The following is a 25379-nucleotide window of genomic DNA, read 5'->3' on the forward strand; positions in this document are numbered from 1 at the left end:
CACAGCTGGGAGACACGCGAAAAAGGTGACAGAGGATGTCCGGTTTCCCGGGCACTCTCGAGCACGAGCCCGCTTGTGCGGGCGTTCGAGCGAGAGGAAAACGGGAACCGGACATGGCACGTTCACTGGAAGGCAAGGTCGCACTGGTCGCCGGAGCGTCCCGGGGTGCCGGACGCGGCATCGCGGTCGAACTGGGCGCGGCCGGCGCCACCGTCTACGTCACCGGCCGCAGCACCCGCGCCCGGCGCTCGGAGTACGACCGCCCCGAGACCATCGAGGACACCGCCGACCTGGTCACCGAGGCCGGCGGGCACGGCGTCGCCGTCCCCGCCGACCACCTCGACCCGGCGCAGGTCGCCGCGCTCGTCGACCGCATCGCCCGCGAGCAGGGCCGTCTCGACGTCCTCGTCAACGACATCTGGGGCGGCGAGAACCTCTTCGCGTGGGACAGCCCCGTCTGGGAGCACGACCTCGACAAGGGGCTGCGGCTCCTGCGGCTCGCGGTGGAGACCCACGCCGTCACCAGCCACCACGCCCTGCCGCTGCTGCTGCGCCGTCCCGGCGGACTGGTCGTCGAGGTCACCGACGGCACCGACGACTACAACCGCGACCACTACCGCACCTCCTTCTTCTACGACCTCGCCAAGGCTTCCGTCCTGCGGATGGCCTTCTCCCTGGGTCACGAAGTCGGGCCGCGCGGTGCCACCGCCGTCGCGCTGACCCCGGGCTGGATGCGCTCGGAGATGATGCTCGACCACTTCGGCGTACGCGAGGAGAACTGGCGCGACGCCCTCGACCGCGTCCCGCACTTCGCCATCTCCGAGACGCCCCGCTACGTCGGCCGCGCCGTCACCGCCCTCGCCGCCGACCCGCACGTGGGGCGCTTCAACGGCCGGTCCTTCTCGAGCGGCGGCCTCGCGCAGGAGTACGGCTTCACCGACCTGGACGGCAGCCGCCCGGACGCTTGGCGCTACATCGTAGAGGTCCAGGACGCGGAGAAGCCGGCCGACGTCACCGGCTACCGCTGACGGGTGGCAGTGGCCACCGGGCCGCGTGACCCGGTGGGAGGGCCAGGTCCTCTCGCACGGCCCTGTAGTAGCCCTCACGGCCGGCGCGCTGCCGCTCCAGCAGGGCCTGCCAGGCGTCCGGGTCGCGCGTCCCGTCGCGCAGGAACCGTTCCATCTCCATCACCGCGACGACCCAGACGCGCGCCTTCTCCACCACCCGCTCGCTGCCCAGCATGAGCAGCGCCTCTCCCGCGGGGTCCCGGGCGAGCGTGGCCTCCGCCTGCGCCGGCGCGGCCTCCTGGGGAGCCAGGGGATGCGGGTGCGGGTCGTTGCCGAGGTGGGCGGCGACCCGGTACGCCAGCGTGACGGAGGCCTTGAGTGCCCGGGCGTAGTCGCCGTAGACCGCGAGCCTGCGCTCCTCCCAGCGGGCCGCGGTCTCCCCTCGGAACCGGGCCCGGTCGCTGCGGACCACGGCGAGATACGAACCGAGCGCACCGATGACGACACCTATGAGCGCGGGGAGTTGCTGCAGGAACGCGGACATGGGCGCACGCTATCCGCCGGGTGGTCGTTCGGGCAGTGCCGTCACGGACCGACGGGGCGGGCCGCGTGGTGCGGTATGTCACTGTTTCGTCGCGACACGGGTCGGCGGGCAACCGGGACGGCCGTACGGCGGTCTATCTCCAGCAGACGGAGGAGCGCACCACGGGCGCGGTCCTCCGCCCGTTCCATCCCTTCGACGCGAAAGGCTGACCGGCCATGGGGGACGTACGCAGACGGGGAGTCGTCGTACTCGGGGTCACCGCGCTGGTGGCACCGCTCACGTTCGCGCTCGGCGCCGCACCGGCACAGGCGGCGAGCTGCACCACGAAGACGGGTCCGCACCAGAAGAAGGTGGAGAAGTTCCTCGGCCGTCCGGCCGACGGCAAGCAGTCCACCGCCGACTGCAAGGCGATCCGTGCCTTCCAGACCAGGCACGGCATCACGCCGAACATCGGCTACGCCGGGCCCGTCACATGGGGCGTGATGGACCTGATGACGAAGCAGAAAGCTGTCGGGAAAAATCCGAACAAGTCGGGCAAGTGCCCGGTGAACAAGGGCCGCATCGCCTGTGTGGACCTGTCCCTCCAGCTGAGCTGGATCCAGGACGGCAAGAAGCTCGTCCACGGCCCCGTCCCCGTCCGCACGGGCCGCGACGGCCACGAGACCCGCACCGGCCTGAAGAAGGTGTACTGGCGCAACATCGACCACGTCTCGACCATCTACGACGTGCCGATGCCCTACAGCCAGTTCTTCGACGGCGGTCAGGCCTTCCACTCGGCGGGTGTCAGCATGTGGAACCCGCCGGGCTCGCACGGCTGCGTCAACATGACGAAGGCCGACGCCAAGAAGTACTGGTCGCTGCTGAAGAAGGGCGACGACGTCTACGTGTACGGCCGCAAGCCGGGCACCTGACGGACGCGGGCACCCGGCGCGCGGGCGGCGCAGGCGTGAACCAAGGGGGCGTTGTGCGGCAGGACACAGTCGCAGTGAACGAACTCGCCGGTAGCCCTTGACAGATGGGGAGATCGACGTGATCAGTAACACGGTCCGCTATGTCCGTTTGGCTCGTGATTACTCACATCCTCTTCACGCCTGGCGCCGTATGCTTCACAGCATGTCCACCACTGTTGAACCCTCCTCCGAGCGATCGGCTGCCGAGGTCAACGAGGAGATCCGGGCCCTGTGGCTCCGGTCGGGCGGGACACTGAGCGTCGAGCAGCGCGAGGAGTACCAGCGGCTCGTCATGGAGTGGGCCACCGCGGCCCCGGAGTCGGTGAAGGCCGCCTGACCGCTGCCTGGGACTCCTCGGCGCATCGGAGCCCCGGCCCCCGGCACCCTCCGCAGGACGGGTGCCCTTCTCGTACCGGCCTCGGCCGTCCGTCACGGCGTCGCCGACTTCGCCGACGCCCCGCTGTCCCGGCCCGGCCGGGCTCAGGGCGGCGCTCGCCCTCGCCGGACCCGCCGCCGCCGCCGACCTCGCGCGGACGCCCGAGGAGGTCGGTCACGCCGCACGGGCGTACGGACCCGGACTCCGGGGCATGGGCGACGCGTCACCGGCCCGGCTCGGCGCCGGCAAGCGCCTGCTGCTCACCACCTACCGCAAGAACGGCACACCGGTCGACCCCCCGGTGCGGGTCGTACGCGACGGGGACGCGCTCGGTGTGTGGACGGCCGCCGACTCCTGGAAGGTCAAGCGCGTCCGCAACCACGCCGACGTCCTGGTGGGCCCCTGCGACGTGCGCCGCAGGCCGACCGGAGACCAGGTCCCGGCGACCGCCGAGATCTGCGACCCGGCCACCACCGCCCACTACCGGCGGCTGATCGTCCGCAAGTACGGCGTCCTCGGCCGGCTGACCCTCTTCGGCAGCCGGCTGCGCCGGGGCACGAGCGGCACCCTGGGCATCCGGGTCACGCTGGAACCCTGACCCGGCCGGGCACGGCCCCTCCCGGCGGGCCGACGTCCGGACCGGGCGGTCCGCCGCGGGGACTGACCGGCACTCAGGTCCACGCCCGGTAGGGCTCGTCGACCAGTTGGAAGACCGGCTCGCCCCGTACCGGGTCCTTGGCCGTGGACAGCCGCACCCGGTCCCCGCTGTGGATGCCGATGAGGGGGCCCATGACCCGGCCGCGGAGCACGAACCCCTCGGCCATCTCGATCAGGGACACGTTGCGTGCGGCGGGGGTGTTGCGGTGCACCACCGTGGAGTGGCGTACCGTGCCGGTGCCTTTGCTGCGTTCCGTCCGCAGGTCGCTGCCGCGACACACCGGACACAGCACCCGGTGGTGCATCGCGGTGCCGCACCAGGTGCAGCGCTGGAAGAAGAGGGCCTCCGCGTCCGCGGCCGCGGGGTCGAGCACGCCCGTCGCGGCGCCGACCGTCTGCTGAGCGACGTTTCCTGAGGGGTGGTACACGCTGGTCAACTCCCTGCACTCGGGCCGGAATCCCGCGTGCCCGGTCACCCGGCACGCGTGTGCGCGGCTCGCCGTGCCACCGTGCACGCCCGCCAGCGTATGGCACTGAGTGCCACCCGTAAAGGCACTCCGTACCCTCGGCAACGCGGCCCGCCTGTCGCCTCGGCACCCTTCCTGTCACCGTGTCGCCCAGTTGTGCGACCGCTTACGATCGCTTCCCACCAGCCCGCGAGGAGTTCCGCATGCCATCCGCCCGCCCCCGCATCCTGTACGTCACCGACCTGGCCTATGCGGCGCGCGGACGGCGCTACTGCGACGAGGACATCTTCCTGACCTCCCGCCTGCGCGAGGACTTCGACCTGGCCCTGTGTCATCCCCGGGACGCCGCCGCGCTGCTGGACGCCTTCGACGCGGTCGTCGTCCGCAACAGCGGCCCCGTCCTGGGGCACCGGGCCGCGTACGACGCCTTCCGCGAGCGCGCGACCGAACGCGGAACCCCTGTCTACAACCAGCTCACCGGCAGGGCCGACATGGCGGGCAAGCAGTACCTGCTCGACCTGACCGCGGCGGGATACCCGGTCATCCCCACCGTGGACCGGCCGGAGGACCTGCACCGGCTGCCCCCGGCCGACGAGTACGTCGTCAAGCCCAGGCTCGGCGCCGACTCGATCGGACTGCGGATCGTGCCCGCGGACCGCGTCCGCGAGGCGGTGCGGGGCGACGCCGGGGACCTGCTCGTCCAGCCGCGCGTCGACTTCGCCCACGAGATCTCCTTCTACTTCGTCGACCACGACTTCCAGTACGCCCTGTACGCGCCGGACCCCGGTCGCCGCTGGGAGCTGGAACCGTACGACGCCACCCCGGACGACCTCGCGTTCGCCCGGCGGTTCATCGAGTGGAACGGCATCGACCACGGCATCCAGCGCGTCGACGCCTGCCGCGCGCCCGGCGGTGAGCTGCTCCTCGTCGAGCTGGAGGATCTCAATCCCTATCTGTCGCTGGACGCCCTCGACGAGGCCGGCCGGAACGCCTTCGTCACCGCCCTGCGGGACGCCCTGCGACGCCTCCTGGCGGCCTGACTCCGCCTACGGCCCGTCTGACCATTCCCGCCTGCCTCGCGACGCCATGCAGCACTCTCGCCGCACCGGGCGCAGAGCCGAGTACATCCCGTACGAGGCTCTGCGCCCGGCACGCCGAGAGCACGCACCTGACGCCGCGAGGCCGCCCTCCGGGCGACGACGGGAATGGTCGGACAGGCCCTACTAGCATGGCCGCCATGGACGTGTTTGTCGGCCGGCTCGACCCGGAGATGTGCGTCGTGACGGCCGCGGCGGACGGGGAACGGGCGGGCTGCCTGGTCGGCTTCTCCTCGCAGTGTTCCCTGGAGCCGGTGCGGTTCGTCGTGTGGCTGTCCGAGGTCAACCGGACCTACCGGGTGGCGCGGTCCGCCGAGTTCCTCGCCGTCCATCTGCTCGCCCGGGACCGGCGAGAGACGGCCGAGGTCTTCGGCGGGCAGACCGGCGACCGGGTGGACAAGTTCCGGCAGGTCCGCTGGCGTGAGGGGTACGGCGGGGCCGCCGTGCTGGAGGACGCCGAGGCGTGGTTCGTCGGCCGGGTCGTGTCGCGGGCCGACGGGGGCGATCACGTCGGCTTCGTCCTCGACCCGGTCGAGTGGGGCGGGCGGGACCCGTCCGGCGGACCGCTGCTGCGGCTCGCCGACGCCCGGGCCATCGAGCCCGGCCACCCGGTGGACTGACCGGCGCTCACGCCGGTCCGGCAGGATCGTCCGGCGCCCGGATGTCGTCGTCCGGCACGCGTATGTCGAGGACACAGACGTCGTCCCTGCGGTCCTCCTCCTCCAGCATGGCGGCCAGCAGGGGCTCCAGGAAGCCGGGGGAGCCGCGGTGGTGGGCGGCCGCGGTCTCCGCGAGCCGATCCAGCCCGCGGTCGATGCCCTCGGTGGGCCGCTCGACCAGACCGTCCGTGTACAGGACCAGACGGTCACCCGGCTCGAGGAAGCACTCGGCCTCCGTGAAGACCGGCGTGGTGCTCGCCCCCAGGAGCATGCCCCTCGGCCGGTCGAGGTAGCGCGCCGTTCCGGAACGCAGTAGCAGCGGCGGCAGATGTCCGGCCTGGGCCCAGACCAGCCGGCGCCGGGTGGGCTCGTACCGGGCCAGGACCATGCTCGCGGTGCCGTGGGCGTCCCCGGAGTGCAGCAGCAGCGTGTTGAGACGGACGAGCGCGCCGGTCAGCGACGAGCCCGTGATGATCATGCCCTTGGCGGTGAACCGGAGCTGCGCCATCGTGGCGACGGCGTCCACACCGTGTCCGGCCACGTCGCCGACCACGAACAGGGCGTCGCCCTCGGGCAGTTCTATGGCGCTGAACCAGTCGCCACCGACCTGCACCCCCGACTGGGCGGGCAGATAGGCGACCTCGACGCGCAGCCCGGCCCGCCGCACCGGCCGCCTGGGCAGCGGTAGCAGCGCGTCCTGCAACCGGGCGGCCAGTGACCGCTCGGCCCGTAGTACGTCGTGCTGCGTGAGCATCGCCCGCTCGCTCTCCACCAGGGCCAGCTCCGCGCGCCGCCGCGCGGTGAGATCCTGCACGAAGCCGTGCACCTCGACCGGCGTGCCGTCGGCGTCCCTCGCGGCCTCGGCGACCATCCGCAGATGCCGGACACCGGCCGGTGTCCTGGCCCGGAACGGAACGTCGCACGGCCGCCCCTCACACACCAGGGCCCGCACCGCACGGTCCAGCGCGGCAGCGTCTTCGGGCAGCGCCAGCTCCGGCAGTCCGGTGAGACGGACCGGGCCGTGCGAGGGGTCGCGGCCGAAGATGGCGAAGACCTGCGCGGACCAGGCGGCCTCCCCGGTGACCGGGTTCCAGTTGACCCAGCCCAGGTTGCCCAGCCGCTGCAGATCGGCCAGCCGCTGCTCCTGCCGGTCGACGGGACCGCGTGCGCCACCGGCCGCCATCTCGTACGACTCCCAGGCGGCGGAGGCGGAGGCGGCGGCACGAGCCGGGGCGCTCGGAGTCGCGCGAGTGGGCTCGGCGCGGCCAATGGGTCGTGTGGCAGGGCCGGGCAGCCCCGGGGGCGCGGAGGCGGGGTCGGGGGAGCCCGGTGTCCCTGTCGCGGGGTCGGGGGAGGGCCGGGAGGCGGGTGCGAGGGCGGGCGACTGCGGGGGTGCGGGCGGGCGGTCGGGGGAGCCGGTGGTGCCGGACGCGGCGGGCCCGGAGTCAGGGAGGTCGCCGTGCGGGGGCGGTGCCAGCGAGCCGAGGGTGAGCCGGCACTCCTCCAGCAACGTGCGCCCCTTCGCCTCCGCACGCCGCGTCAGCGTCTCGTGCGCGGCCTCGGCGGAGCCGCCGGTCAGTGCCATCACCGCGCCCTTGGCCCGCTCGACGACCGCCGACGTCGCCGTCGGCTCGCGCAACCGGTCCGACTCGGCGCGCTGCTCGGCGACGACCCGGGCCAACGGGGCCGGGTCGGGCGCGGCCCCGGCGCCCGCCGGCGTGGCGTGCTCGCTCGTCACGCGACGAGCATCGCACACCGGGCCGGATTCGAAGACGCCTCGGGTCCCCTGATTTCCCCGGCGGGCGGCCTGCGGCCGTGCCGCGCCGGTCAGCGTCCGGGGCCGCCCCGCGCGACCAGCGCCTCGGTGACCGCCCGCACGCTGCGCGCGATGTGCTGCAACTGCAGGATCTCCGCCGCGTACAGCTTGATCGTGTGCTCGATGACCGACTCGGGCAGCCCCAGCCGGGGCAGGTCGGCCCGGGCGGTCCGCAGGGCGGTGCGGGCCACCCGGATCTCCTGCTGGACCTGGATCTGCGCGTGGCGGGCGAGCAGCACGGGGTGGCGGATCAGCGCGGGGTAACCGGCGTAGCGGGCCGGTACCAGCTCACGCAGCCACCTGGCGGCCGAGCGCTCCCAGTCGTAGCTGCCGGGGGTCTTGACCTGGCACGGCCAGTCCGGGCTGATGCGCGTGGTCGTCAGGGGCATGATCATCGCTTCCGGGTGTGCGGCGTCGGCGGGGTGGTGCGACGGGTGTGGGGCGGCCCCGGTCCACGGAATGACCGGGAGCGCCGGGGGCGCTCGTGCGGGCGATGCCCGACGGAACACCCCGGGGTGCGGCCGGAGCGGGTGGGGAGTCGGCGACCAGAGAGGTTCGCGCAGGTGCGGACGCGGTCCGGTGCGGCCGGGTTGCGCTCCGTGAGCAGTATTTATATATGCCATCCGCTTTGCAAGACGTATGAAAACATTCATGTCTGCTTTATGGGGTCGGCCTTGTCCGAGCCGCCCTCCCGCCGGCCCGGTCGCGGACGCGGGGCCGACTCAGTCCCGGAGGAAGAACTGGTACTGGTCGGCGACGTGCTCGTACTCCTCGAGCCGGGCCTGCGTCCGCTCGGGGTCGGCGTCGGTCATGGCCTGGAGCAGCGCCGCGCACATCACACCGGGCGCCGCGTAGGAGTCGAAGACCAGCCGTGACCCGGTGCCCGTGGCGAAGGCCACGTCGGCCTCGTCCACCAGCGGGCCGAGCGCGAGGTCGGTGATCAGCGCCACCTTCAGTCCGGCACCGCGTGCCACCCGGACGGCGCCCAGGGTCTCGTGGGCGTGCCGGGGCATGGAGAAGGCCAGCACCCAGGTGCCGCCCGCCTCCCGGGACTGGAGCAGGGCGTCGTAGGCGACACTGCCGCCCCGGGTCACCAGGCGCACGTCGGGGTGGACCCGGCGGGCGGCGTAGGCGAAGTACTCGGCGAGCGAGACGGAGATGCGCAGCCCCAGGACGGTCAGCGGTGCCGACGCCGCCAGCTCGCGGCCGACGTCGATCACCCGGTCGGCGTCGGCGAAGTCGCGCCGCAGGTTCTCCAGGTTCTCGATCTCGGCGTCGACGGCCGCCTGGAGTTCGTTGCCGCGGTTCTCCTCGGCCGGGGAGCCCCGGCCGCCCAGCGCGATCGACTGGAGCTGCTCCCGAAGCGCGGGGTAACCGCTGAAGCCGACCGCCGAGGCGAACCGCGTCACCGACGGCTGACTCACGCCGACCCGGTCGGCGAGGTCGGTGATCGACAGGAACGCCGCCTCGGTGAGGTGATCGATCAGGTACTGCGCGATGCGTCGCTGGCCCGGGGAGAGCCGGGGCCGGTCGAAGAGCGTCCGGAGCCGGGACGTGGGGGAGACCTCCGTCTGCGGGACCGCCCGTCCCGAGGTGATCGCCGATGCCTGCGCGCGAGCCTGCTGCGGCGATGACACGGGTGCGCCTCCTTCGTCTCCCACGGAGGTCAACATAGCCCACCGGCCGTGGACGTCAGGGCCGCTCGACGGGCCCCACCGCGGTCCGCCCGGGCCGGGGTCCGCCCGGTGCGGAACCGGCGTCCGCACCCCGTGGGGGATAGCACCGCGCTGCCCGGGAACCCGCTGTCACGGAAGCGACCGACGGTACGGAAGTACCTGACAGCACGGACGAGGAGTCACCGTCATGACCGTCCCGGAAGAGAACCGGCCGAAGACCGACACCACCGACGACGTTCTCGAACAGCGCGAGGAGGACGCGCCCCGCCCGCCGGGCGGCACCGGCCGGACCATGCGCGAGGCCCTGGAGGAGGCGCACGTCCATCCCGACGACTACGACGAGCGGTGAACAGCGGGTAACCGCGCCCCACCGGCGGCAGACCGGCCGGGCGACCACCCCGGCCGAGCCACCGCCCGTCACCCGCCCGCCTCCGCGACGGGCAGCGCCGTCGCCGGTACGACCAGGTCCGCGCGGTCCCGGGTCGCGGCGACCAGGCCGGCGTTGCGCTGGTCCGTGCCGTGCACCCAGGCGACCGCGCCCTCGGGGGACTTGCCGAACTCCACGTGCCGTGCCACCAGCCGGCGGATGCGCTCCTCCTCGTCCAGCTCGCAGAACCACACCTCGTCGAGCCAGGACCGCACGCGCGGCCAGGCCCCGCTGTCCAGCAGCAGGTAGTTTCCCTCCGTCACGACCAGCCGCGCCGTCGGCGGCACCGGGACGGCCCCCGCTATCGGCTGCTCCAGCACGCGCTCGAAGCCCGGCGCGTACACGGTGTCCCCGTCCCCGTCCTCGCGCAGGCGGCGCAGGAGCGCCGCGTACCCGGCCGCGTCGAACGTGTCGGGGGCGCCCTTGCGGTCCCGGCGGCCGAGCCGGTCCAGTTCGGCGTCGGCGAGGTGGAAGCCGTCCATGGGGACGTGCGCGACCCAGGCCTCGCCCGCACCGTTCAGCTCCCGCACCAGCGCCTGTGCGAGCGTCGACTTCCCGGCACCGGGGCTCCCGGCGACACCGAGGATCGCGCGCCGCCCGCCCAGGGGGAGGCGGCGGGCCCGGGCGAGGAGGTCGTCGAATGTCAGCGGCACACCGCAGAGTGTCTCACCCGACGAACCGCCCCTCGGAGGGCTTCGCGGCCTTCGATCGCCCTGTGGCCCGTACCACCCGATGGGACGCGCCTCGCCGGGGAACCTGTCGGGTATGACGACGCAGCTCGGACTTCCCGACGACATCCAGGCCTGCCTCTTCGACCTCGACGGGGTCGTCACCAGGACGGCGGTGGTGCACGCGGCCGCCTGGAAGGAGACGTTCGACGCCTTCCTGCGCGAGCGCGAGGGCGCGGACTTCCGTCCGTTCACCGACTCCGACTACGACGAGTACGTCGACGGCCGCCCCCGCGCCGACGGCGTCCGCTCCTTCCTCGCCTCCCGCGGCATCGAACTGCCCGAGGGCGGTCCCGACGACCCGGCGGACGCGCACACGGTCAACGGCGTCGGCAACCGCAAGAACGAGCTGCTCCTCGAGAAGATCCGCACCGACGGCGTGGAACCGTACGAGGGCACGCTGCGCTACATCGACGCCGTCCGCGCCGCGGGCCTCGCCACCGCGATCGTCTCCTCCAGCGCCAACACCCGGGACGTGCTGCACTCCATCGACGCCGAGCGCCTCTTCGACGTACGGATCGACGGGGTGGTGGCCCGGGAACGGAGACTGCCGGGCAAACCACACCCGGACACCTTCCTGGCCGCGGCCCGGGACCTCGGCGTCGAGCCGTCCCGCGCCGCCGTCTTCGAGGACGCGCTCGCCGGCATGGACGCGGGACGCTCGGGGCACTTCGGCTACGTGGTCGGCGTCGACCGCGTCGGCCAGACCGACGCCCTCTACGCCCACGGCGCCGACCGTGTCGTCAAGGACCTCGCGGAGCTGGGAGGCCAGGCGTGATCACCAACCGGACGTACGCCGTCGAACCCTGGTCCGTACGCGAGACCGCCCTCAACCTCGACCTCCTCGCCCAGAGCGAGTCCGTCTTCGCCCTCTCCAACGGCCACATCGGCTGGCGCGGCAACCTCGACGAGGGCGAGCCGCACGGCCTGCCCGGCAGCTACCTCAACGGCGTGTACGAGCTGCACCCGCTGCCGTACGCCGAGGCGGGTTACGGCTACCCCGAGTCCGGCCAGACCATCATCAACGTCACCAACGGCAAGCTGCTGCGGCTGCTGGTCGACGACGAGCCGTTCGACCTGCGCTACGGGCGGCTCGTCAAGCACGAACGCACCCTGGACCTGCGGCGCGGCGTGCTGGAGCGGGCCTGCGAGTGGACCTCCCCGGCCGGCAAGACCGTCCGGGTGCGCTCCACCCGGCTGGTCTCCCTCACCCAGCGGGCCATCGCCGCCGTGCAGTACGAGGTCGAACCCGTCGACAGCCGCACCCGGGTGGTCATCCAGTCGGAACTGGTCGCCAACGAGAGCCTGCCCGACCCCAAGGGCGACCCGCGCACGGCGAAGGCCCTGCAGTCCCCGCTGGAACCCGAGGAGCACCTGGCCATCGGGCCCCGGCTGCGACTGGTGCACCGGACCCGGCGCAGCGGCCTCAGGGTCGCCGTGGCCGCCGACCACGAGCTCGACGCCCCCGGGGAGACCACCACGAGCAGCGAGAGCGACACGGACGTGGCCCGCCTGACCATCACCTCCGTGCTGGAGCCGGGACAGCGGCTGAGGGTGCGCAAGACGGTCGCCCACGGCTGGTCGAGCGCCCGGTCCCGGCCCGCGATGAGCGACCAGGTCGAGGCCGCGCTCGCCGCCGCCGCACACAGCGGCTGGGACGGTCTGGAGGGCGAGCAGCGCGCCTACCTCGACGATTTCTGGGCACGGGCGGACGTCGAGGTGCACGGCGACGAGGAGATCCAGCAGGCCGTGCGCTTCGCCCTGTTCCATGTGCTGCAGGCCGGGGCCCGCGCCGAGCAGCGGGCGATTCCGGCCAAGGGACTGACCGGCTCCGGTTACGACGGGCACGTGTTCTGGGACACCGAGATGTTCGTGCTGCCCGTGCTGACCTACACCGAGCCCAGGGCCGTCGCCGAGGCGCTGCGCTGGCGCCGGGACACCCTGCCCGCCGCCCGGGACCGCGCCGCCCAGCTCGGCCTGCGCGGCGCCGCGTTCCCGTGGCGGACGATCGACGGCTCGGAGGGCTCCGCGTACTGGCCGGCCGGCACGGCGGCCTTCCACGTGGCCGCCGACATCGCGCACGCCGCGGTGCGGTACACGGCGGCGACCGGTGACACCGACTTCGAACGCGACACGGCACTGGAACTCCTGGTGGAGACGGCCCGGCTGTGGCGCTCCCTCGGCCACCACGACCACCACGGCGTCTTCCACATCGACGGCGTCACGGGTCCGGACGAGTACAGCGCCATCACCGACGACAACACGTACACCAACCTCATGGCACGGGCCAACCTCCTGGCCGCGGCCGACGTGTGCGAACGCCACCCGGACGAGGCGAACCGGCTCGGCGTCGACGACGAGGAGAGCGCCAACTGGCGGGACGCCGCCGAGTCCGTGAACATCCCCTACAACGACGAGATCGGCGTCCACGAGCAGCACTCGGGCTTCACCCGCCACCAGCGCTGGGACTTCGCCGCCACCGCCGCCGACCAGTACCCGCTGTTGCTGCACTTCCCCTACTTCGACCTCTACCGCAAGCAGGTCATCAAGCAGTCCGACCTCGTGCTGGCGATGTACACCTGCGGCAACTGGTTCGACGCCCACTGCGACGAGGACCAGATCGCCCGCAACTTCGCCTACTACGAGCCGTTGACCGTGCGGGACTCCTCGCTGTCCGCCTGCTGCCAGGCCGTCGTCGCCGCCCAGACCGGACATCTGCGCCTGGCCTACGACTACGCCGCCGAGGCCGCCCTGATGGACCTGGCGGACCTGGAGCACAACACCCGCGACGGGCTGCACATCGCCTCGCTGGCCGGCACCTGGATGGCGCTGGTCGCCGGGTTCGGCGGCACCCGGCGCTTCGGCGACAGCCTCCGGTTCACACCGCGCCTGCCCGAGAAGTTCAGCCGCCTCGCCTTCCGGCTCCAGTTCCGCGGCCGGTGCCTGAGCGTGGAGATCGACGCCGACAAGGCGACGTACACCCTGCTCAACGGCTCCCCCCTGACGATCCACCACCACGGGAGCGCGGTGGCCCTGAACGGGGACGGCCCCGTCACCCTTGCCATCCCCGCACCCAAATGGCGTCCCACACCCGAACAGCCCCCGCACCGCCGCCCCAACGCTCGCTGACCGGCCCGACGGGGGCCCGACGGGGGCGGGTGACGGACGAGGCGGCGCGACTGGCCGAGAGCCCGGGCGCGACTGGCCGAGATCCGACCTGCACTTCCATGACACACGGGTTAGTTTGGCTTCGCTTTCCGGGATTCCGGGCTCCCGCCACGGGCGGCAGGAGGTGAGGACCGAGGGCCGAGCGGCCCCGCGACGCGCGGGGGTGAGGGGTACACGATGGCCGACGGTGCCGACACCGTTCTCGTCGGCAGACGGCGGCGTGATCCGACGACGACGTCCCGTACCCCCCGACGCCTGCGCGGTGACGCCCTGCTCGCGGCGGTGGCGGCCGTCTTCACCGTGGCCCAACTGGTCCTCGTCCACCCCGGTATGGGTCTCGGCTGGGACGAGACGGTGTACGTCAGCCAGGTCACCTCCCACCACCCGGCCGCCTTCTTCAGCGCGCCGAGGTCCCGCGGTGTCTCCCTGCTGGTGGCGCCCGTGGCGTCCTGGTCGTCCTCCACCGAGCTGCTGCGCGTCTACCTCGCCGTGCTGTCCGGCGTCGGCCTGTATCTCGCCCTGCGGGCCTGGAAGGGCCTGTACCCGTCCCGGGTCCTGGCCACGGCCGGCGCGTTCTTCGCCACCCTGTGGGTGACCCTCTTCTACGGTCCGCAGGCCATGCCCAACTACTGGGTCGCGATCGGCGCCCTGATCTGCGTGGGCTGCTTCCTGCGGTCCTGGCAGGGGCTGTCCGGCCGGGCCGCCCTGTGGGGTGTGGTGGCCGGGACCGCGCTGATGGCATGGATGCGGCCGACCGACGCGGTCTGGGTGACCCTGCCCCTGCTGGTCCTCGTCCTCGTACGCCGCCGCCGGCTGCCGCTGCTCGCCCTCGTGGGCGGCCTCGCGGCCGGGGGAGTGGAGTGGGTGATCGAGGCGTACGGCTGGTACGGCGGCCTCGGGGAACGGCTGTCCCGGGCCTCCGAGATCCAGGGCGGCCTCGGCTGGAACATCGCCGTCGACGACCAGATGCGCAGCCTGGGCGGGCGGGCCCTGTGCCGCCCGTGCAGCGGTTCGCTGCCGCACCCGGTGGTCACCCTGTGGTGGGTCGTCCTCCCGGTCGTCGCCGTCCTCGGAGTCGTCGTCGCGGTCCGGGCCGGGCGCGCGGCCCGCGCGCTGATCCCGTTCGCCTGTGCCGTGACGGCCGCGGTGCCGTACCTGTTCATGATCGGCTACGCGGCGCCACGCTTCCTGCAGCCCGCCTACGCCCTGCTGGCCGTCCCGGTCGCCGACGCGCTGTGGCACCTGGTCAGGACGGAGCGCGGCCGGTGGCGTCCGGTGGCCGCGGCGGTGGTCGCGCTCGCCCTGGCCGGGCATCTGGCGGTGCAGTTCGCCGTCCTCGTGGGCACCGTGGACCGCAACGTCGCAAGCCGCCAGGACTGGACCCGCCTCGCCGACGAGCTGCACCGGCTCGGCGTCCGCCCGCCCTGCCTGATCACCGGGCACGAGTCCATCCCGATCGGCTACTACACCGGCTGCTCCTCCGGAGCGACCAGCGGCAACAACGAGAACACCACCGTCGCCGAGATCGTCGACACCGCCCGCAGGATCCCGGTCGCCACCGTCATCGGCCCGGGCGGCACCCCGCCCGGGTACGCCCGCACCTGGACACCGCACCGCATCGTCGACCTGGGTGTCCGCGTCGCACCCCGGGAGTGAGGATCCCGGACCGGGAACGGGTTAGAGATCGCGTATCGGGAAACGCGAACCGACACCGAGACCACCGAGCCGACGCAGCGCGAGAGGGAGGCAGCGATGGGCACGGACCCGATGGCCGACGACGCCTACCAGCCCACCGGAACCAACGAGGAGCAGGAGGACGCCGCGCCCCTCGACCTCCAGGACGCCGTCGACGAGCGGAACTACGACGACACGCTCGACGAGGGGTACTCCCCGCCGGAGAAGCCCCTCGGCGTGACCAAGCACGGCACGACGGCCGCCGAGCAGCACGACGGCGAGACCCTGGACGAACGGCTGTCCCAGGAGGTTCCCGACGTGTCCGCGCCCGCCGGGGACGGTGTGGGCGACAAGCCCGGCGGGGAGGGCGAGCCCGTCGATCCCGAGGCGGGCACCGACCGCTCCGGCCGGCTGGTCGCCCCCGACGAGGGCGTACGCACCGACACGACCAAGGAGACGATCGCCGACGACGTGGGCATCGACGGCGGAGCCGCGGGTGCCGAGGAGGCCGCGGTGCACGTGGTGGAGGACGAGACGGCGCTGCCGGAGGGCGAGGAGGACCGGGAGGGCGGCGACCGGACCGGCTGACCGCCCGGCCGGGACCGCCCAGCCAGGACCGGCAGGGGCGGTCCCGCCGCGGCCGGTCCTGGCTGGGCGGTCCCGCCGCGGCCGCTTGTCCACCGACCGGGTCCGGTGCGCCCGCACCGGACCCGGCGTCGTGCTTTCCGGCGGCCCTCGGTCAGGGCAGCAGCTTGTCCATGGCCGCGGGACCCTCCTCCGCCAGCTTGCGCCGGGCCCATTCCAGGTTCTTCGGGGTGACGTCCCGGCCGGCCGCGAGAACGAGGTCCTCCGGTGCCACGTCGGTGCCGGTACGGGTGTGGAGCAGGTCGTCCGGGGTGGCGCGGTCGTCGCCCGCGCGGGCTTCGGACGCCCGGGAGGCGTCGGGCTGTGACGTCGACATGATCAGTGCTCCTCGGATCCGGATCGCTGCTTCGGTGCCGTGCTGTTGTCGGTGCCGGATATCCCGATAACACCATTCAATGCGTGAACGGTCCGCGCATCCGGAGCGCCGGAAGGTCCGACGGGCCGCACGGCGTCGCCCGCACCGGCGTGGTGGCGGAAGGGACACCGTTCACACCACCACGCTCCTATGCCGCCCCGCCCTCCGCACGCCGAGCCGTCCGCTCCGGGAAACCAGTGGCGCGACCCGCACGGCGCCCCGTACTGTGCGCACCACGCCCGAGACCGAGGGAAGGAGGGCAGAGCCGTGCAGTGCACCTCACCCATGCGCTCCCTCCCCGTTGGCCCGGCGTGCTTCGACTGACCGGGAGCGCACCCCGCATGACGCATCCCGGAGGAATCCGTGACCGATCCGGTCATCCGCGTACTCGACGCGAGCGACGCCCCTCTCTTCGACACCATGCCCGACCCGCTGGGCGCCCGTGAGGGCCACCGGCTCACCCGCCACCGCCCCGACTGGAAGCGGGTCGCCCTGCGCGACGGCACCGTGGTCGCCCGCGCCGCCTGGTGGGGTGGCCCCGACGACACCGAACCCGTCACCGTCAACTGGTTCGACGTGGCCGAGGGCGAGGAGGAAGCGGGAGCCGAACTCCTGCGCTCCGCCCCCTGGCAGGTCGAACTCGAACTGAACCCGCCCGGCACCTGGCGCGAGGAGCCCGCCCTGCGTGCCGCCACCGAGGCACGCTTCACCGCGGCACGGGCGGCCGGGTACGACCTCCTCGTCGAGCGCTTCCTGTACCGCTGGACGCCGGAGTGCGGGCTCCCCGAGAGGCCCGGGCGGCTGGACTTCCGTCCCGAACCCGACGACGCGGTGTTCTTCGACGCGCTGCGCCGTATCCACTCCGTCACCCTGGACGCCCACGCGTTGATGGACATCGAACAGGGCGGTCTCGACCAGGCCGCCCAGGCGGAGCTCGACTTCTTCCACTGGTGTCCGTCGCCGCGTGAATGGTGGCAACTGGCGTACACGGCACGGGGCGAGTTGGCGGGCATCCACGTCCCCGCGCACAATCCGTCCGGCCCGTGCGTCGGATTCATCGGCGTCCTGCCCGAGCACCGCGGACAGGGGTACGCCTACGACCTGCTGGCCGAGTGCACCCACTTCCTGGTCGAGCGGGGCGCGGAGTTCGTCTCCGCCGCGACGGACCGGGGGAACCGCCCCATGGCCGCCAACTTCGCCAAGGCCGGCTACCCGGTCGTGCGGGAACGGATCAACTTCCGCCCCGCGGAGAGCGGTCGGTAGCCGAAACCGACCGGGCCGGGGCACCTCCGGCCCGGTGACGGTGCCGGGTGGGATGCTGTCCCGCACGGTGATCACCAGCGCGGGCGGCGGAGGCGACGTGGGATTCGAGGGCGAGACCTGGCACGTGTGCGGGGTGCCGGACCCCGGGCAGGACGGGGAGGACGGCGCCGGGACCGGGGGGACCCGAGAGACGGGGGAGATCGGCGAGATCCTGATCGACGACGCCGACTTCCCCTGGCTGTCGGGCCGGTTCCGCGCCGGGCCGGCGTACGGTGCCGTCCAGGACCTGTTCGCCCGCGAACTCGCCCTCGCGGAGCGGGACGACGCGGGACACTGGGCGGAGTGGGAGAGGGTCTACGCCGAGATCGGACACCGCGTACGGCTGGTCTCGCCCGACGGCCCGGTCGCCGAGTTCCTGCTGCACATCAAGGGCGACCGGGCCTGGTTCCGCTGGAGCGACGAACCGTTCGGGCGCGAGCCGGCCGACGGCTGAGAGCGTTCACCGCCGGTCGGCCAGCACGGCCTCGGCCTCGGCCAGGATCTCGGTGACCCGCAGCCCGAACGCGGCGTCGCACGGGTGTGGGCGCCCACCGCCCGCGGCGGCGAGCAGAGCGTCCGCGGCCCGTCGAAGGGCGGGCACCGGCCCCTCGGTGGTCTCCGGCAGCAGCGTCGCGCCGGCCCGGCCGCGCAGTTCCACCGTCGCGCCCGCCGCGGCGGGCGGCGCCGTCAGGCTGAGCGTGAGCGTGCTGGACGCCCCGCCCGTGTGGTCGAGGACCAGATGCACGGTGTCCCCGGGGCCCGGTGCGGCCGCCGCCACGCGCCGGGCGTCGCCGAGGACCGGCAGCAGCACCGACAGGGCGTGCGGCCCCACGTCCCACAGGGCGCCCTTCTCCCGTCGCCACGGTGAGTCGGCGAACGGGCTGTCGCCGGTGAACACGGCGCCGAGCCACTGCGCCCGGGCCGTGAACCAGCTGTCCGAGGCGGCCTGTTCGGTGATCCATGCCTCGGCCTCCGGCTGGAACCGGGTGGTGAGGAAGACCACCGAGGCGACACCTGTCGCACGCACCGCCTCCACCACCGCGCGCCCCTGCGCCACCGTCGCCGCGAGCGGCTTGTCGAGCAGCAGATGGCATCCGGCCCGGGCCGCGCGCACCGCCAGGTCGGGCTGCACGGCCGGGGGCAGGGCGACGGCGACGGCCTCCACGTCGGCCAGCAGGGCGTCGACGTCGTCGTAGGCTCGTGTGCCGTGCCGCTCCGCCAGCTCCTTGGCGGCGTCCGGGCGGCGCCCCCACACCCCCACGAAGTCCAGGTCGTCGTGCCGGCCCAGGGCGGGGGCGTGTGCCAGGTCCGCCCACGGGCCGGTGCCGAGCAGTCCGATACGCATGCGGCCACCTCTCCACGGTGCCGGACCCGGTGCCGGGCCCCGGCGACGTTCCTCCATGACGGCCGGCGCGCGACAGTCCGGCCGACGCCGAGCGTGTCACACCTGCCGGTGAGCGGACAGGGGCGCGGGGCCCCGAACGAACCCGTTCCCGACCCTTCCGGGGACCGGGGGCCGGGGGCTGGGGGCCACCAGGTGTTCCGCCCCTGCGTCGCCCTTGTCCCACCCCCGCGGGCGCACCAGGAGGCCCCCCGGGCCGGCGTACACGCTCCGGGCTCGTCCCGCGGCCGGCCGGGCGCTCAGGCTCCCCGGAGGCCGGCCCGGCGCTCCCGCGTTCGGGGAGCCGGACCGACCCCGCGTCGCACGAGACCGGTGATTCTGCCGATCCCCCCGGCCGCGCCGCCCGCCCACAGTGGCACCGCCAGCTCATCGGCGACGCCCGTGCGGTGGATGTCCCGGGACGCGACCCCACGTGTTCCGGGCCGTGTGCGACCGCCGGCCGGGCCCCTCGCCACGACAGAGAGGACGACTCCTCGTGGAGCAGCAGAACCCCCACACCCACGCCGCCTCCCGGGCCAAGCGCCCGGCGTTCCGCGGAACGCGGCGGCGGCTCGCCGGCGTCACGGCGGTGGTCGCCGCCGTCGTCGCGCTCAGCACCCTCACCGGCCCGGGCGCCCAGGCCGCCGACAACCCGTACGAGCGCGGCCCGGCGCCCACCGAGTCCAGCATCGAGGCACTGCGCGGCCCGTACTCCGTGGCGGACACCAGCGTCTCCTCGCTGGTGGTCACCGGCTTCGGCGGCGGCACGATCTACTACCCGACCAGCACCAGCGACGGCACGTTCGGCGCCGTCGTGATCGCGCCCGGCTTCACCGCGTACCAGTCCTCCATGGCCTGGCTCGGCCCGCGGCTGGCCTCGCAGGGCTTCGTCGTGTTCACCATCGACACCAACACCACGCTGGACCAGCCCGACTCCCGGGGCCGGCAACTGCTGGCAGCCCTGGACTACCTCACCGAGCGCAGCTCCGTGCGCAGCCGGATCGACAGCAGCCGGCTCGGCGTCATGGGCCACTCGATGGGCGGCGGCGGCACCCTGGAGGCCGCCAAGTCCCGGCCGTCGCTCCAGGCGGCGATCCCCCTCACCCCCTGGAACCTGGACAAGAGCTGGCCCGAGGTCAGCACCCCGACACTGATCGTGGGAGCGGACGGCGACACCATCGCACCGGTCGCCTCGCACTCCGAGCCGTTCTACTCCAGCCTGCCGTCCGGGACGGACCGCGCGTACCTGGAACTGAACAACAGCACCCACTTCTCGCCGAACTCGTCGAACACGACGATCGCGAAGTACAGCATCTCCTGGCTCAAGCGGTTCATCGACAACGACACCCGCTACGAGCAGTTCCTGTGCCCGCTGCCGCGGCCGAGCCTGACCATCGAGGAGTACCGGGGCAACTGCCCGCACAACTCCTGACACCTCCCACGGCACCATCCGACGGCGGTCGCGGTACGTTGCGACCGCCGTCGGCGTGGTCTGTGCGGCCGCACGGCCCCGGGCCCGGATCGCTGGGCAACGGCACAGTGCGTGCCCCGCCCGTACGGGACACAACCGCAGGTGACGCGGCCGACGCCCTGCCGAGACGCGGCGGACCGACGGCTTCCACCTCAGGTTACGCGCGCGTAACCTCCCGTGGATGACCGGAGAGACGACCGTACGTACGGCCGTGCGCATCCACGGCCGGAGCGCGCAACGTCAGGCGGTGCGCCGGCTGTTGGACGGCCTGCGCACCCGCAGCGGCCACCTCGTCGTGACCGGTGAACCCGGGCTCGGCCGGACCGCCCTCCTCCAGTGGGCCGCCCGCTCCTTCCGGGCCGGTCCCGTACTGCACCTCGCGCCCGGCCCGGACCGGTGCGCCCGGGTCACCGCCGAGGAACTGCTCGCCACCCTGCGGGCGGCGGCCGGCGAGGCTCCACTGCTCGCCTGCGTCGACGACGCCCACCTGTGGGCCGCCCCGGCCCGGGCCGCCCTGGGCCGCGCGGCCGAGCGCCTGCACGGCGCGGGCCGCGTCGCCCTGCTCCTCTCCGTCGCCGGACACCGCGCCGTCGACCCGGAGTACGCCCATCTGCCCCTGGTCCGCCTGGACCCGCTGACACCGCCGCAGGCCGACGCCCTGCTCGACGACGTGACCGACGGCGCCGCCGACCCGGCCGTCCGGGAGGAACTGCTGGCCGAGGCGGAGGGGAACCCCGCCCTGCTCCACGCCCTCGTACGCCGGCTCTCGCCCGCCGAACTGTGCGGCGACCGGCCCCTGTCCAGACCCCTGGCCGACGCCGCGACCCTGGCGGAGGTGGCGGGCGGGGCGCTGACCGGCCTCTCCGCGGACGCGCGGGACCTGCTGCTGACGGTGGCGGCGGCCGTACGGGCCACGGACGGACCGGACGTCGACGCCGGCCTGGTCCTCGACGCCGTACGGCGGTTGCGGCCGCCCGGGGCGCCGGCCCCTCCGCTGGAACCTCCTCCCGCCCCGCTCGCCCTGGCCGACGATCGGCTCCGTTTCCACGGCCCGCTGGTCGGCCGCACCGTCCACGCCACCGCCGCGCCGGACCGGCGCCGCGCCGCGCACCGCGCGCTGGCCGACGTGCTGGAGGCCGACGGCAGGCCGCTCCCGGGGCTGCTGCACCGCTCCTGGTCCCTGACCGGCCCGGCGCCCGCGCCGCCGCTCGCGGACCGGCTGGCGGCGGTGGCGGCCGACGACACGGTGCCGGCCTCGTACGGGCTGCGCGCGACGGCGTACGCCCGCGCCGCCGAGCTGACCGCCGACGGCCCGGCCCGGGCGGAGCGGTACACGGCCGCCGCCGAGCAGGCCCTGCTCGCCGGCCGCCCCGACCGGGCACGCCCCCTGCTGGCCGCGGCCCGGGGCTGCGCCGCGACGGCGGTCGTGCGGGGGCGGGCCGAACTGGTGCGCGGCCTGAGCGAACTCCGGGACGGCCCGGTCGGTGACGCCCACCAGTCGCTGCTGCTGGCCGCGTCCCTGCTCTCCCCGGACGCCCCCGCCGACGCCGCGACCGCCGCCCTGGCCGCCGTCGACGCCGCCTGGGCGGCGGGAGACCTCCCGGCGTGCCTGGCCGCGCTCGCCCCCGAACCACCCCACCGCGACGAGGCCCCGCCTCCTCGGCACCCCGACCCCCGGCACCCCGCGGCGCCCGTGGCCGCCGCCGTGCGCGACCACCGCGCCGGCATGCGGGCACTGCTCGAAGGGCGGCTCGACCGGGCCGCCGTACCCCTCGGGCAGGTGGTGGAACGGGCCAGGACCGACGACCGCCCCGAGGTGCTGCTGCGGTCGGCGGCGGCCGCGCTGCTGCTCGGTGACGTGGACTCGGCCCGCCGGGCCGGGGCGCGGGCCCTGGCCGCCGCCCGGCAGCTCGGGTCCCAGGCGCTGGTGCCGCGGGCGTTGGAGTACCTCGCCTACGCCGAACTGCGGGCCGGCCGGCACCCGCAGGCCCGCGCCCACGCGGAGGAGGGGCTGCGCACCGCGCTGCGGGGCGGGCAGCGCAACACGGCCGCCCACCACCAGGCCGTACTCGCCCTCGCCGCGTCGATCGAGGAGGAACCGGAGGTCGTCGCGCGGCATGTGACGGCCGCGCTGACCACGGCCCGGCGGCACGGACTGGTCCAGGCGGCCACCCTGGCGGAGTGGGCGGCGGCCCGCGCCGACCTCGGCCGGGGACGCCCGCTGGACGCGGCCGACCGGCTCGGACTCCTGGTCCTGCCCGGGCCCGGACGCGGACACTTCGCGGTGTGGCGGCTCGCCGTGCCGTGCTTCGTGGAGGCCGCGGTCCTCGCCGGACGCCACGAGGACGCCCGGGCCGTCCTCACCGACTACGCAGACTGGGCGGCCTTCGGCGCCGATCCGCAGGCCGCCGCGCAGCTGGCCCGCTGCCACGCCCTCCTCGCGCCGCCGGACCGCGCCGACGACCTGTACCGGCGCGCGCTCGCCCGGCACGAGGAGGCGGGCGGCGACTTCGAACGGGCCCGCACCGCGCTGCTGTACGGCAAGTGGCTGCGCCGGCGGCGCAGGCCGCGGGAGGCCCGCGGTCGCCTCGGCACCGCGCTGGCCGGCTTCGACCGCTGTGGCGCCGGCGTCTGGGCGGCGCAGGCGCGCGGCGAACTGCGGGCGCTGGGAGCGGCCCCGCACCAGGAGGGCGCCGGAGCACTGACCCGCCTGACGCCGCAGCAGCTGCGCATCGCGCGGCACGTCGCCGAGGGCGCCACCAACCGGGAGGTCGCGCTGACCCTCGCGGTGAGCACGCGCACGGTCGACTACCACCTCCGCAAGGTCTTCGCCGCGCTCGGCGTACGGTCCCGCCTGGAGCTGGCCCGCATGGTCGAGCAGGCCGAACAGGCCCGACAGGCCGAAAAGACCGGTGCACAACCCTAGGGACCGACCGGACGGTATGCCATCCTTCGGGGCAGGACGAGTCAGGGGGCAGGCCCGGCGCGGGCGGGACAGCCCGTCGCGGGGCGCCCCCGCAAGCCCTGGCCCGGGGAGGACCGCGATGCAGCAAGCCGTACGGTCACGAGTAGCGAACCGCGCGGGGCTGACGCCCGTTCCACGCCCGCGGACACCGAGCGTCACGTCGCTCATCGACGCCGACGCCCTGCGTGTCCTGCACCGGGCCGCCCGCGCCCTGCTCGACGACCTGCCCGACCTGACCGATCGGCTGGTGGCCCTGCTGCAGGAACAGGAGCCGGCGTACCGCACGGCGGTCGTCCAGGACCCCACCGCCACCTGGAAGGAGGCCCACCGCTCGCTGCGGCACGGCGTGGCCTCGCTGCTCGACCCCCGCGGTGCCCGGGACGCGGCCCGCCGCTGCTCATGGCGGATCGGCGCCACCCGCGCCGAGCAGGGCCTCCCGCTGGACGCCCTGCTGCACGCCTTCCGGCTCGGCGGCTCCCTGGTGTGGCAGCGGCTCGTCGAGGAGACCTCCCGGACCGCGCCCGAGGACGTACGCCTCCTCGTGCACGTGGCCGCCGACGTGTGGAACTTCGTCGACGAGCACTGCACTCTCGTCGCGGACGCCTACCGGCAGACCGAGTGGCAGCTGAGCCGGCGCCGCGAGAACCGGGCCCGGCTGTTGGCGGCCGGCCTGCTCGACGGCACCAGCCGCATCGCCGACCTGCCCGAGGCCGCCCAGGCGCTGGGCCTGCCGGAGCAGGGCCGGTACGTCGTCGTCGCCGTCGCCGGCGGCCACCCCGCCCGCCCCGACGTCGCCCGCGCCGCCGCCGTACCGTCCGGCACACGCGTCCACTGGCACGCCGGGGCGGAGGTCGACTACGGCATCGTCCTGCTGGACGCCGGCCACGACGAGCTCGCGCGGCCGCAGGAGCCGGAGGGGCCCGCGCCGGGACCGCGCGGCCCGGCCCCCGGCCTCCGGATCGGCGTCGGCAGCCCCGTCGAGGGACTCGCCGCCGTCGGCGACGCCCGCCGGTCCGCCGACACCGCCCTGGACATCTGCCCCGAGGGCGGCGGCACGGTCAGGCTCGCCGACCACCTGCCCGCCGCCCTGGTCGTCTCCAGCCCCGAACTCGGCCGGGCCCTCGCGGAGAAGGTGCTCGGTCCGCTGCTGCGCCTGGAGCCCGCCGACCGGGAGGTGCTGCTGGACACCCTCACCACGTGGCTCGACTGCGACGGCTCGGCGCAACGGGCCGGCGAACGCCTCTACTGCCACCGCAACACGGTCCTCAACCGCCTCCGCCGCTGCGAGCAACTGACCGGCCGCTCCCTGGCCCGCCCGGCCGACGTCGTCGAGTTCAGCCTGGCCCTGACCGCCCGGCGCGTACTGCGCGACTGACACGGACGGGGCGGCCGCCGCCCGGACCCCCGGGCCCGGCCGCCCCTCACCCTTCGCCGACCGCTGCCTGCGGTCCCACGGCCGTCGGCCCCGATGTGCACGCGCGCCGCTCCGGTCGCCTGCGACGCCCGGTAACGACCTGCCCGCCGGTCCCGCAGGTCTCCGGTCAGGCGCACCCCTTTGAGGCCTCCTGGCGTTCGAGCCGCCTGCCGCCTGCCGCCTGCCGCCTGCCGCCCGGTCCTCCGGGTCCTCCGGGTCCCGGCCGCCCCTCACCTTTCGTCGACGGCTGCCTGCGGTCCCACGGCCGTCGGCCCCGATGTGCACGCGCGCCGCTCCGGTCGCCTGCGACGCCCGGTAACGACCTGCCCGCCGGTCCCGCAGGTCTCCGGTCAGGCGCACCCTTTCCGGCCTCCTGGCGTTCGAGCCGGCCGCCATCGCGCGCGCCGGGGTTCCCGTTGTCGGCAACGCCCGTGCCGACCGCCCCGGCGGCCCCGTCACCCCCCTTCGGTCCCTCGGGCCTCCGGCGGTCGCACCCCCTGCCGCCCCGCGGCCGTCCGATCGCCCCGCCGTCGCCCGTGCCTGGGCATCCGCACAGACTCACCGGTCCGGGACTGGGACGCCGCAGCGACCCGGCCCGGA

At 74.3% G+C, this 25379-nt stretch carries 23 protein-coding genes and 1 pseudogene; 16 read left to right on the forward strand and 8 right to left on the reverse strand.

Going from position 1 to position 25379, the window contains the following annotated elements; translation table 11 throughout:
• Positions 1–113 precede the first annotated feature (113 nt).
• On the forward strand, positions 114–1028 hold the full coding sequence (locus tag RM812_RS20710) for an SDR family oxidoreductase (RefSeq protein WP_311574591.1): 915 nt from the start codon (positions 114–116) through the stop codon (positions 1026–1028).
• Here RM812_RS20710 and RM812_RS20715 read toward each other — a convergent pair.
• Positions 1012–1551: a hypothetical protein gene (locus RM812_RS20715; RefSeq protein ID WP_311574593.1), complete on the reverse strand. Its 540-nt coding sequence runs from the start codon at positions 1549–1551 to the stop codon at positions 1012–1014. The genes RM812_RS20710 and RM812_RS20715 overlap by 17 nt on opposite strands.
• Positions 1552–1766: 215 nt before the next feature.
• Here RM812_RS20715 and RM812_RS20720 point away from each other — a divergent pair, with 215 nt between their 5' ends.
• The 3 genes from RM812_RS20720 to RM812_RS20730 all read left to right on the forward strand — a co-directional run bounded on the left by RM812_RS20720 (position 1767) and on the right by RM812_RS20730 (position 3475).
• A complete protein-coding gene (locus tag RM812_RS20720; protein ID WP_311574594.1) occupies positions 1767–2462 on the forward strand; it encodes a L,D-transpeptidase family protein in 696 nt (231 codons plus the stop codon).
• A 190-nt stretch (positions 2463–2652) separates the two neighbouring features.
• Positions 2653–2838 carry a hypothetical protein gene (locus RM812_RS20725; protein ID WP_311574596.1) on the forward strand — a complete coding sequence of 62 codons (186 nt, stop codon included), beginning with the start codon at positions 2653–2655 and terminating at the stop codon, positions 2836–2838.
• Between the two features lie 250 nt (positions 2839–3088).
• Positions 3089–3475 carry a PPOX class F420-dependent oxidoreductase gene (locus RM812_RS20730; protein ID WP_311574668.1) on the forward strand — a complete coding sequence of 129 codons (387 nt, stop codon included), beginning with the start codon at positions 3089–3091 and terminating at the stop codon, positions 3473–3475.
• A gap of 73 nt (positions 3476–3548) precedes the next feature.
• On the opposite strand, the gene RM812_RS20735 is transcribed toward RM812_RS20730, so the two are convergent.
• Positions 3549–3962, reverse strand: coding sequence for a Zn-ribbon domain-containing OB-fold protein (locus tag RM812_RS20735; protein WP_311574598.1), 414 nt, complete (start codon positions 3960–3962; stop codon positions 3549–3551).
• Positions 3963–4204: 242 nt separating this feature from the next.
• Here RM812_RS20735 and RM812_RS20740 point away from each other — a divergent pair, with 242 nt between their 5' ends.
• Together RM812_RS20740 and RM812_RS20745 are read left to right on the forward strand one after the other, a co-directional pair.
• On the forward strand, positions 4205–5041 hold the full coding sequence (locus RM812_RS20740) for an ATP-grasp domain-containing protein (RefSeq protein WP_311574600.1): 837 nt from the start codon (positions 4205–4207) through the stop codon (positions 5039–5041).
• 188 nt (positions 5042–5229) lie between these two features.
• On the forward strand, positions 5230–5718 hold the full coding sequence (locus RM812_RS20745) for a flavin reductase family protein (protein WP_311574602.1): 489 nt from the start codon (positions 5230–5232) through the stop codon (positions 5716–5718).
• Positions 5719–5725: 7 nt separating this feature from the next.
• Here the strand turns inward: RM812_RS20745 and RM812_RS20750 are convergent.
• From RM812_RS20750 to RM812_RS20760, 3 genes and pseudogenes are all read right to left on the reverse strand, one after another.
• Positions 5726–6910, reverse strand: a pseudogene (locus tag RM812_RS20750) (PP2C family protein-serine/threonine phosphatase); the annotation flags it as partial.
• A gap of 674 nt (positions 6911–7584) precedes the next feature.
• Positions 7585–7968 carry a hypothetical protein gene (locus RM812_RS20755; RefSeq protein WP_311574606.1) on the reverse strand — a complete coding sequence of 128 codons (384 nt, stop codon included), beginning with the start codon at positions 7966–7968 and terminating at the stop codon, positions 7585–7587.
• Positions 7969–8295: 327 nt separating this feature from the next.
• Positions 8296–9210, reverse strand: coding sequence for a MurR/RpiR family transcriptional regulator (locus RM812_RS20760; RefSeq protein ID WP_311574608.1), 915 nt, complete (start codon positions 9208–9210; stop codon positions 8296–8298).
• 226 nt (positions 9211–9436) lie between these two features.
• Between RM812_RS20760 and RM812_RS20765 the strand changes: the two genes are divergently transcribed.
• Positions 9437–9598 (forward strand): hypothetical protein, encoded by a 162-nt coding sequence (locus RM812_RS20765; RefSeq protein ID WP_311574610.1) that lies wholly within the window; start codon positions 9437–9439, stop codon positions 9596–9598.
• Positions 9599–9666: 68 nt separating this feature from the next.
• On the opposite strand, the gene RM812_RS20770 is transcribed toward RM812_RS20765, so the two are convergent.
• Positions 9667–10329: a nucleoside/nucleotide kinase family protein gene (locus RM812_RS20770; protein ID WP_311574611.1), complete on the reverse strand. Its 663-nt coding sequence runs from the start codon at positions 10327–10329 to the stop codon at positions 9667–9669.
• 112 nt (positions 10330–10441) lie between these two features.
• On the opposite strand from RM812_RS20770, the gene RM812_RS20775 reads away from it, so the two are divergent.
• The 4 genes from RM812_RS20775 to RM812_RS20790 all read left to right on the forward strand — a co-directional run bounded on the left by RM812_RS20775 (position 10442) and on the right by RM812_RS20790 (position 15834).
• Positions 10442–11182: a beta-phosphoglucomutase family hydrolase gene (locus RM812_RS20775; protein WP_311574613.1), complete on the forward strand. Its 741-nt coding sequence runs from the start codon at positions 10442–10444 to the stop codon at positions 11180–11182.
• Positions 11179–13533, forward strand: a complete 2355-nt coding sequence (locus RM812_RS20780) for a glycoside hydrolase family 65 protein (protein ID WP_311574615.1) — start codon at positions 11179–11181, stop codon at positions 13531–13533. The genes RM812_RS20775 and RM812_RS20780 overlap by 4 nt, the downstream gene beginning before the upstream one ends.
• 216 nt (positions 13534–13749) lie before the next feature.
• Positions 13750–15228 (forward strand): hypothetical protein, encoded by a 1479-nt coding sequence (locus RM812_RS20785; protein ID WP_311574617.1) that lies wholly within the window; start codon positions 13750–13752, stop codon positions 15226–15228.
• A 96-nt stretch (positions 15229–15324) separates the two neighbouring features.
• Positions 15325–15834 carry a DUF5709 domain-containing protein gene (locus RM812_RS20790; protein WP_311574619.1) on the forward strand — a complete coding sequence of 170 codons (510 nt, stop codon included), beginning with the start codon at positions 15325–15327 and terminating at the stop codon, positions 15832–15834.
• Positions 15835–15985: 151 nt separating this feature from the next.
• Here the strand turns inward: RM812_RS20790 and RM812_RS20795 are convergent, their stop codons facing one another.
• Entirely contained in the window at positions 15986–16207 is a 222-nt protein-coding gene (locus tag RM812_RS20795; protein WP_311574621.1) for a hypothetical protein, read from the reverse strand.
• Positions 16208–16609: 402 nt separating this feature from the next.
• Between RM812_RS20795 and RM812_RS20800 the strand changes: the two genes are divergently transcribed.
• Both RM812_RS20800 and RM812_RS20805 read left to right on the forward strand, forming a co-directional pair.
• Positions 16610–17509: a GNAT family N-acetyltransferase gene (locus RM812_RS20800; protein WP_311574623.1), complete on the forward strand. Its 900-nt coding sequence runs from the start codon at positions 16610–16612 to the stop codon at positions 17507–17509.
• Positions 17510–17606: 97 nt separating this feature from the next.
• Positions 17607–18002 (forward strand): hypothetical protein, encoded by a 396-nt coding sequence (locus RM812_RS20805; protein ID WP_311574670.1) that lies wholly within the window; start codon positions 17607–17609, stop codon positions 18000–18002.
• 6 nt (positions 18003–18008) lie between these two features.
• Here the strand turns inward: RM812_RS20805 and RM812_RS20810 are convergent, their stop codons facing one another.
• Positions 18009–18893, reverse strand: coding sequence for a Gfo/Idh/MocA family protein (locus RM812_RS20810; RefSeq protein WP_311574625.1), 885 nt, complete (start codon positions 18891–18893; stop codon positions 18009–18011).
• A 532-nt stretch (positions 18894–19425) separates the two neighbouring features.
• On the opposite strand from RM812_RS20810, the gene bdeA reads away from it, so the two are divergent.
• From bdeA to RM812_RS20825, 3 genes are all read left to right on the forward strand, one after another.
• Positions 19426–20361 (forward strand): bis(hydroxyethyl) terephthalate hydrolase, encoded by a 936-nt coding sequence (gene bdeA / locus RM812_RS20815; RefSeq protein WP_311574627.1) that lies wholly within the window; start codon positions 19426–19428, stop codon positions 20359–20361.
• A 220-nt stretch (positions 20362–20581) separates the two neighbouring features.
• Positions 20582–23326 (forward strand): helix-turn-helix transcriptional regulator, encoded by a 2745-nt coding sequence (locus RM812_RS20820; RefSeq protein ID WP_311574629.1) that lies wholly within the window; start codon positions 20582–20584, stop codon positions 23324–23326.
• A gap of 118 nt (positions 23327–23444) precedes the next feature.
• Positions 23445–24740 (forward strand): PucR family transcriptional regulator, encoded by a 1296-nt coding sequence (locus RM812_RS20825; protein ID WP_311574631.1) that lies wholly within the window; start codon positions 23445–23447, stop codon positions 24738–24740.
• Positions 24741–25379: the final 639 nt, after the last annotated feature.

Origin of the sequence: Streptomyces lancefieldiae (genome assembly GCF_031845825.1) — a bacterium.
GTDB classification, from domain to species: domain Bacteria; phylum Actinomycetota; class Actinomycetes; order Streptomycetales; family Streptomycetaceae; genus Streptomyces; species Streptomyces lancefieldiae.

Excerpts from the sequence above, each read along its gene's own strand:
- RM812_RS20765 (WP_311574610.1), top strand. The coding sequence starts at position 9,437 with ATGACCGTCCCGGAAGAGAACCGGCCGAAGACCGACACCACCGACGAC.
- RM812_RS20745 (WP_311574602.1), top strand. The coding sequence starts at position 5,230 with ATGGCCGCCATGGACGTGTTTGTCGGCCGGCTCGACCCGGAGATGTGC.
- RM812_RS20795 (WP_311574621.1), bottom strand. The coding sequence starts at position 16,207 with ATGTCGACGTCACAGCCCGACGCCTCCCGGGCGTCCGAAGCCCGCGCG.
- RM812_RS20755 (WP_311574606.1), bottom strand. The coding sequence starts at position 7,968 with ATGATCATGCCCCTGACGACCACGCGCATCAGCCCGGACTGGCCGTGC.
- RM812_RS20820 (WP_311574629.1), top strand. The coding sequence starts at position 20,582 with ATGACCGGAGAGACGACCGTACGTACGGCCGTGCGCATCCACGGCCGG.
- RM812_RS20810 (WP_311574625.1), bottom strand. The coding sequence starts at position 18,893 with ATGCGTATCGGACTGCTCGGCACCGGCCCGTGGGCGGACCTGGCACAC.
- RM812_RS20790 (WP_311574619.1), top strand. The coding sequence starts at position 15,325 with ATGGGCACGGACCCGATGGCCGACGACGCCTACCAGCCCACCGGAACC.
- RM812_RS20785 (WP_311574617.1), top strand. The coding sequence starts at position 13,750 with ATGGCCGACGGTGCCGACACCGTTCTCGTCGGCAGACGGCGGCGTGAT.
- RM812_RS20825 (WP_311574631.1), top strand. The coding sequence starts at position 23,445 with ATGCAGCAAGCCGTACGGTCACGAGTAGCGAACCGCGCGGGGCTGACG.
- RM812_RS20720 (WP_311574594.1), top strand. The coding sequence starts at position 1,767 with ATGGGGGACGTACGCAGACGGGGAGTCGTCGTACTCGGGGTCACCGCG.
- RM812_RS20725 (WP_311574596.1), top strand. The coding sequence starts at position 2,653 with ATGCTTCACAGCATGTCCACCACTGTTGAACCCTCCTCCGAGCGATCG.
- RM812_RS20775 (WP_311574613.1), top strand. The coding sequence starts at position 10,442 with ATGACGACGCAGCTCGGACTTCCCGACGACATCCAGGCCTGCCTCTTC.
- RM812_RS20730 (WP_311574668.1), top strand. The coding sequence starts at position 3,089 with ATGGGCGACGCGTCACCGGCCCGGCTCGGCGCCGGCAAGCGCCTGCTG.
- RM812_RS20710 (WP_311574591.1), top strand. The coding sequence starts at position 114 with ATGGCACGTTCACTGGAAGGCAAGGTCGCACTGGTCGCCGGAGCGTCC.
- RM812_RS20740 (WP_311574600.1), top strand. The coding sequence starts at position 4,205 with ATGCCATCCGCCCGCCCCCGCATCCTGTACGTCACCGACCTGGCCTAT.
- RM812_RS20715 (WP_311574593.1), bottom strand. The coding sequence starts at position 1,551 with ATGTCCGCGTTCCTGCAGCAACTCCCCGCGCTCATAGGTGTCGTCATC.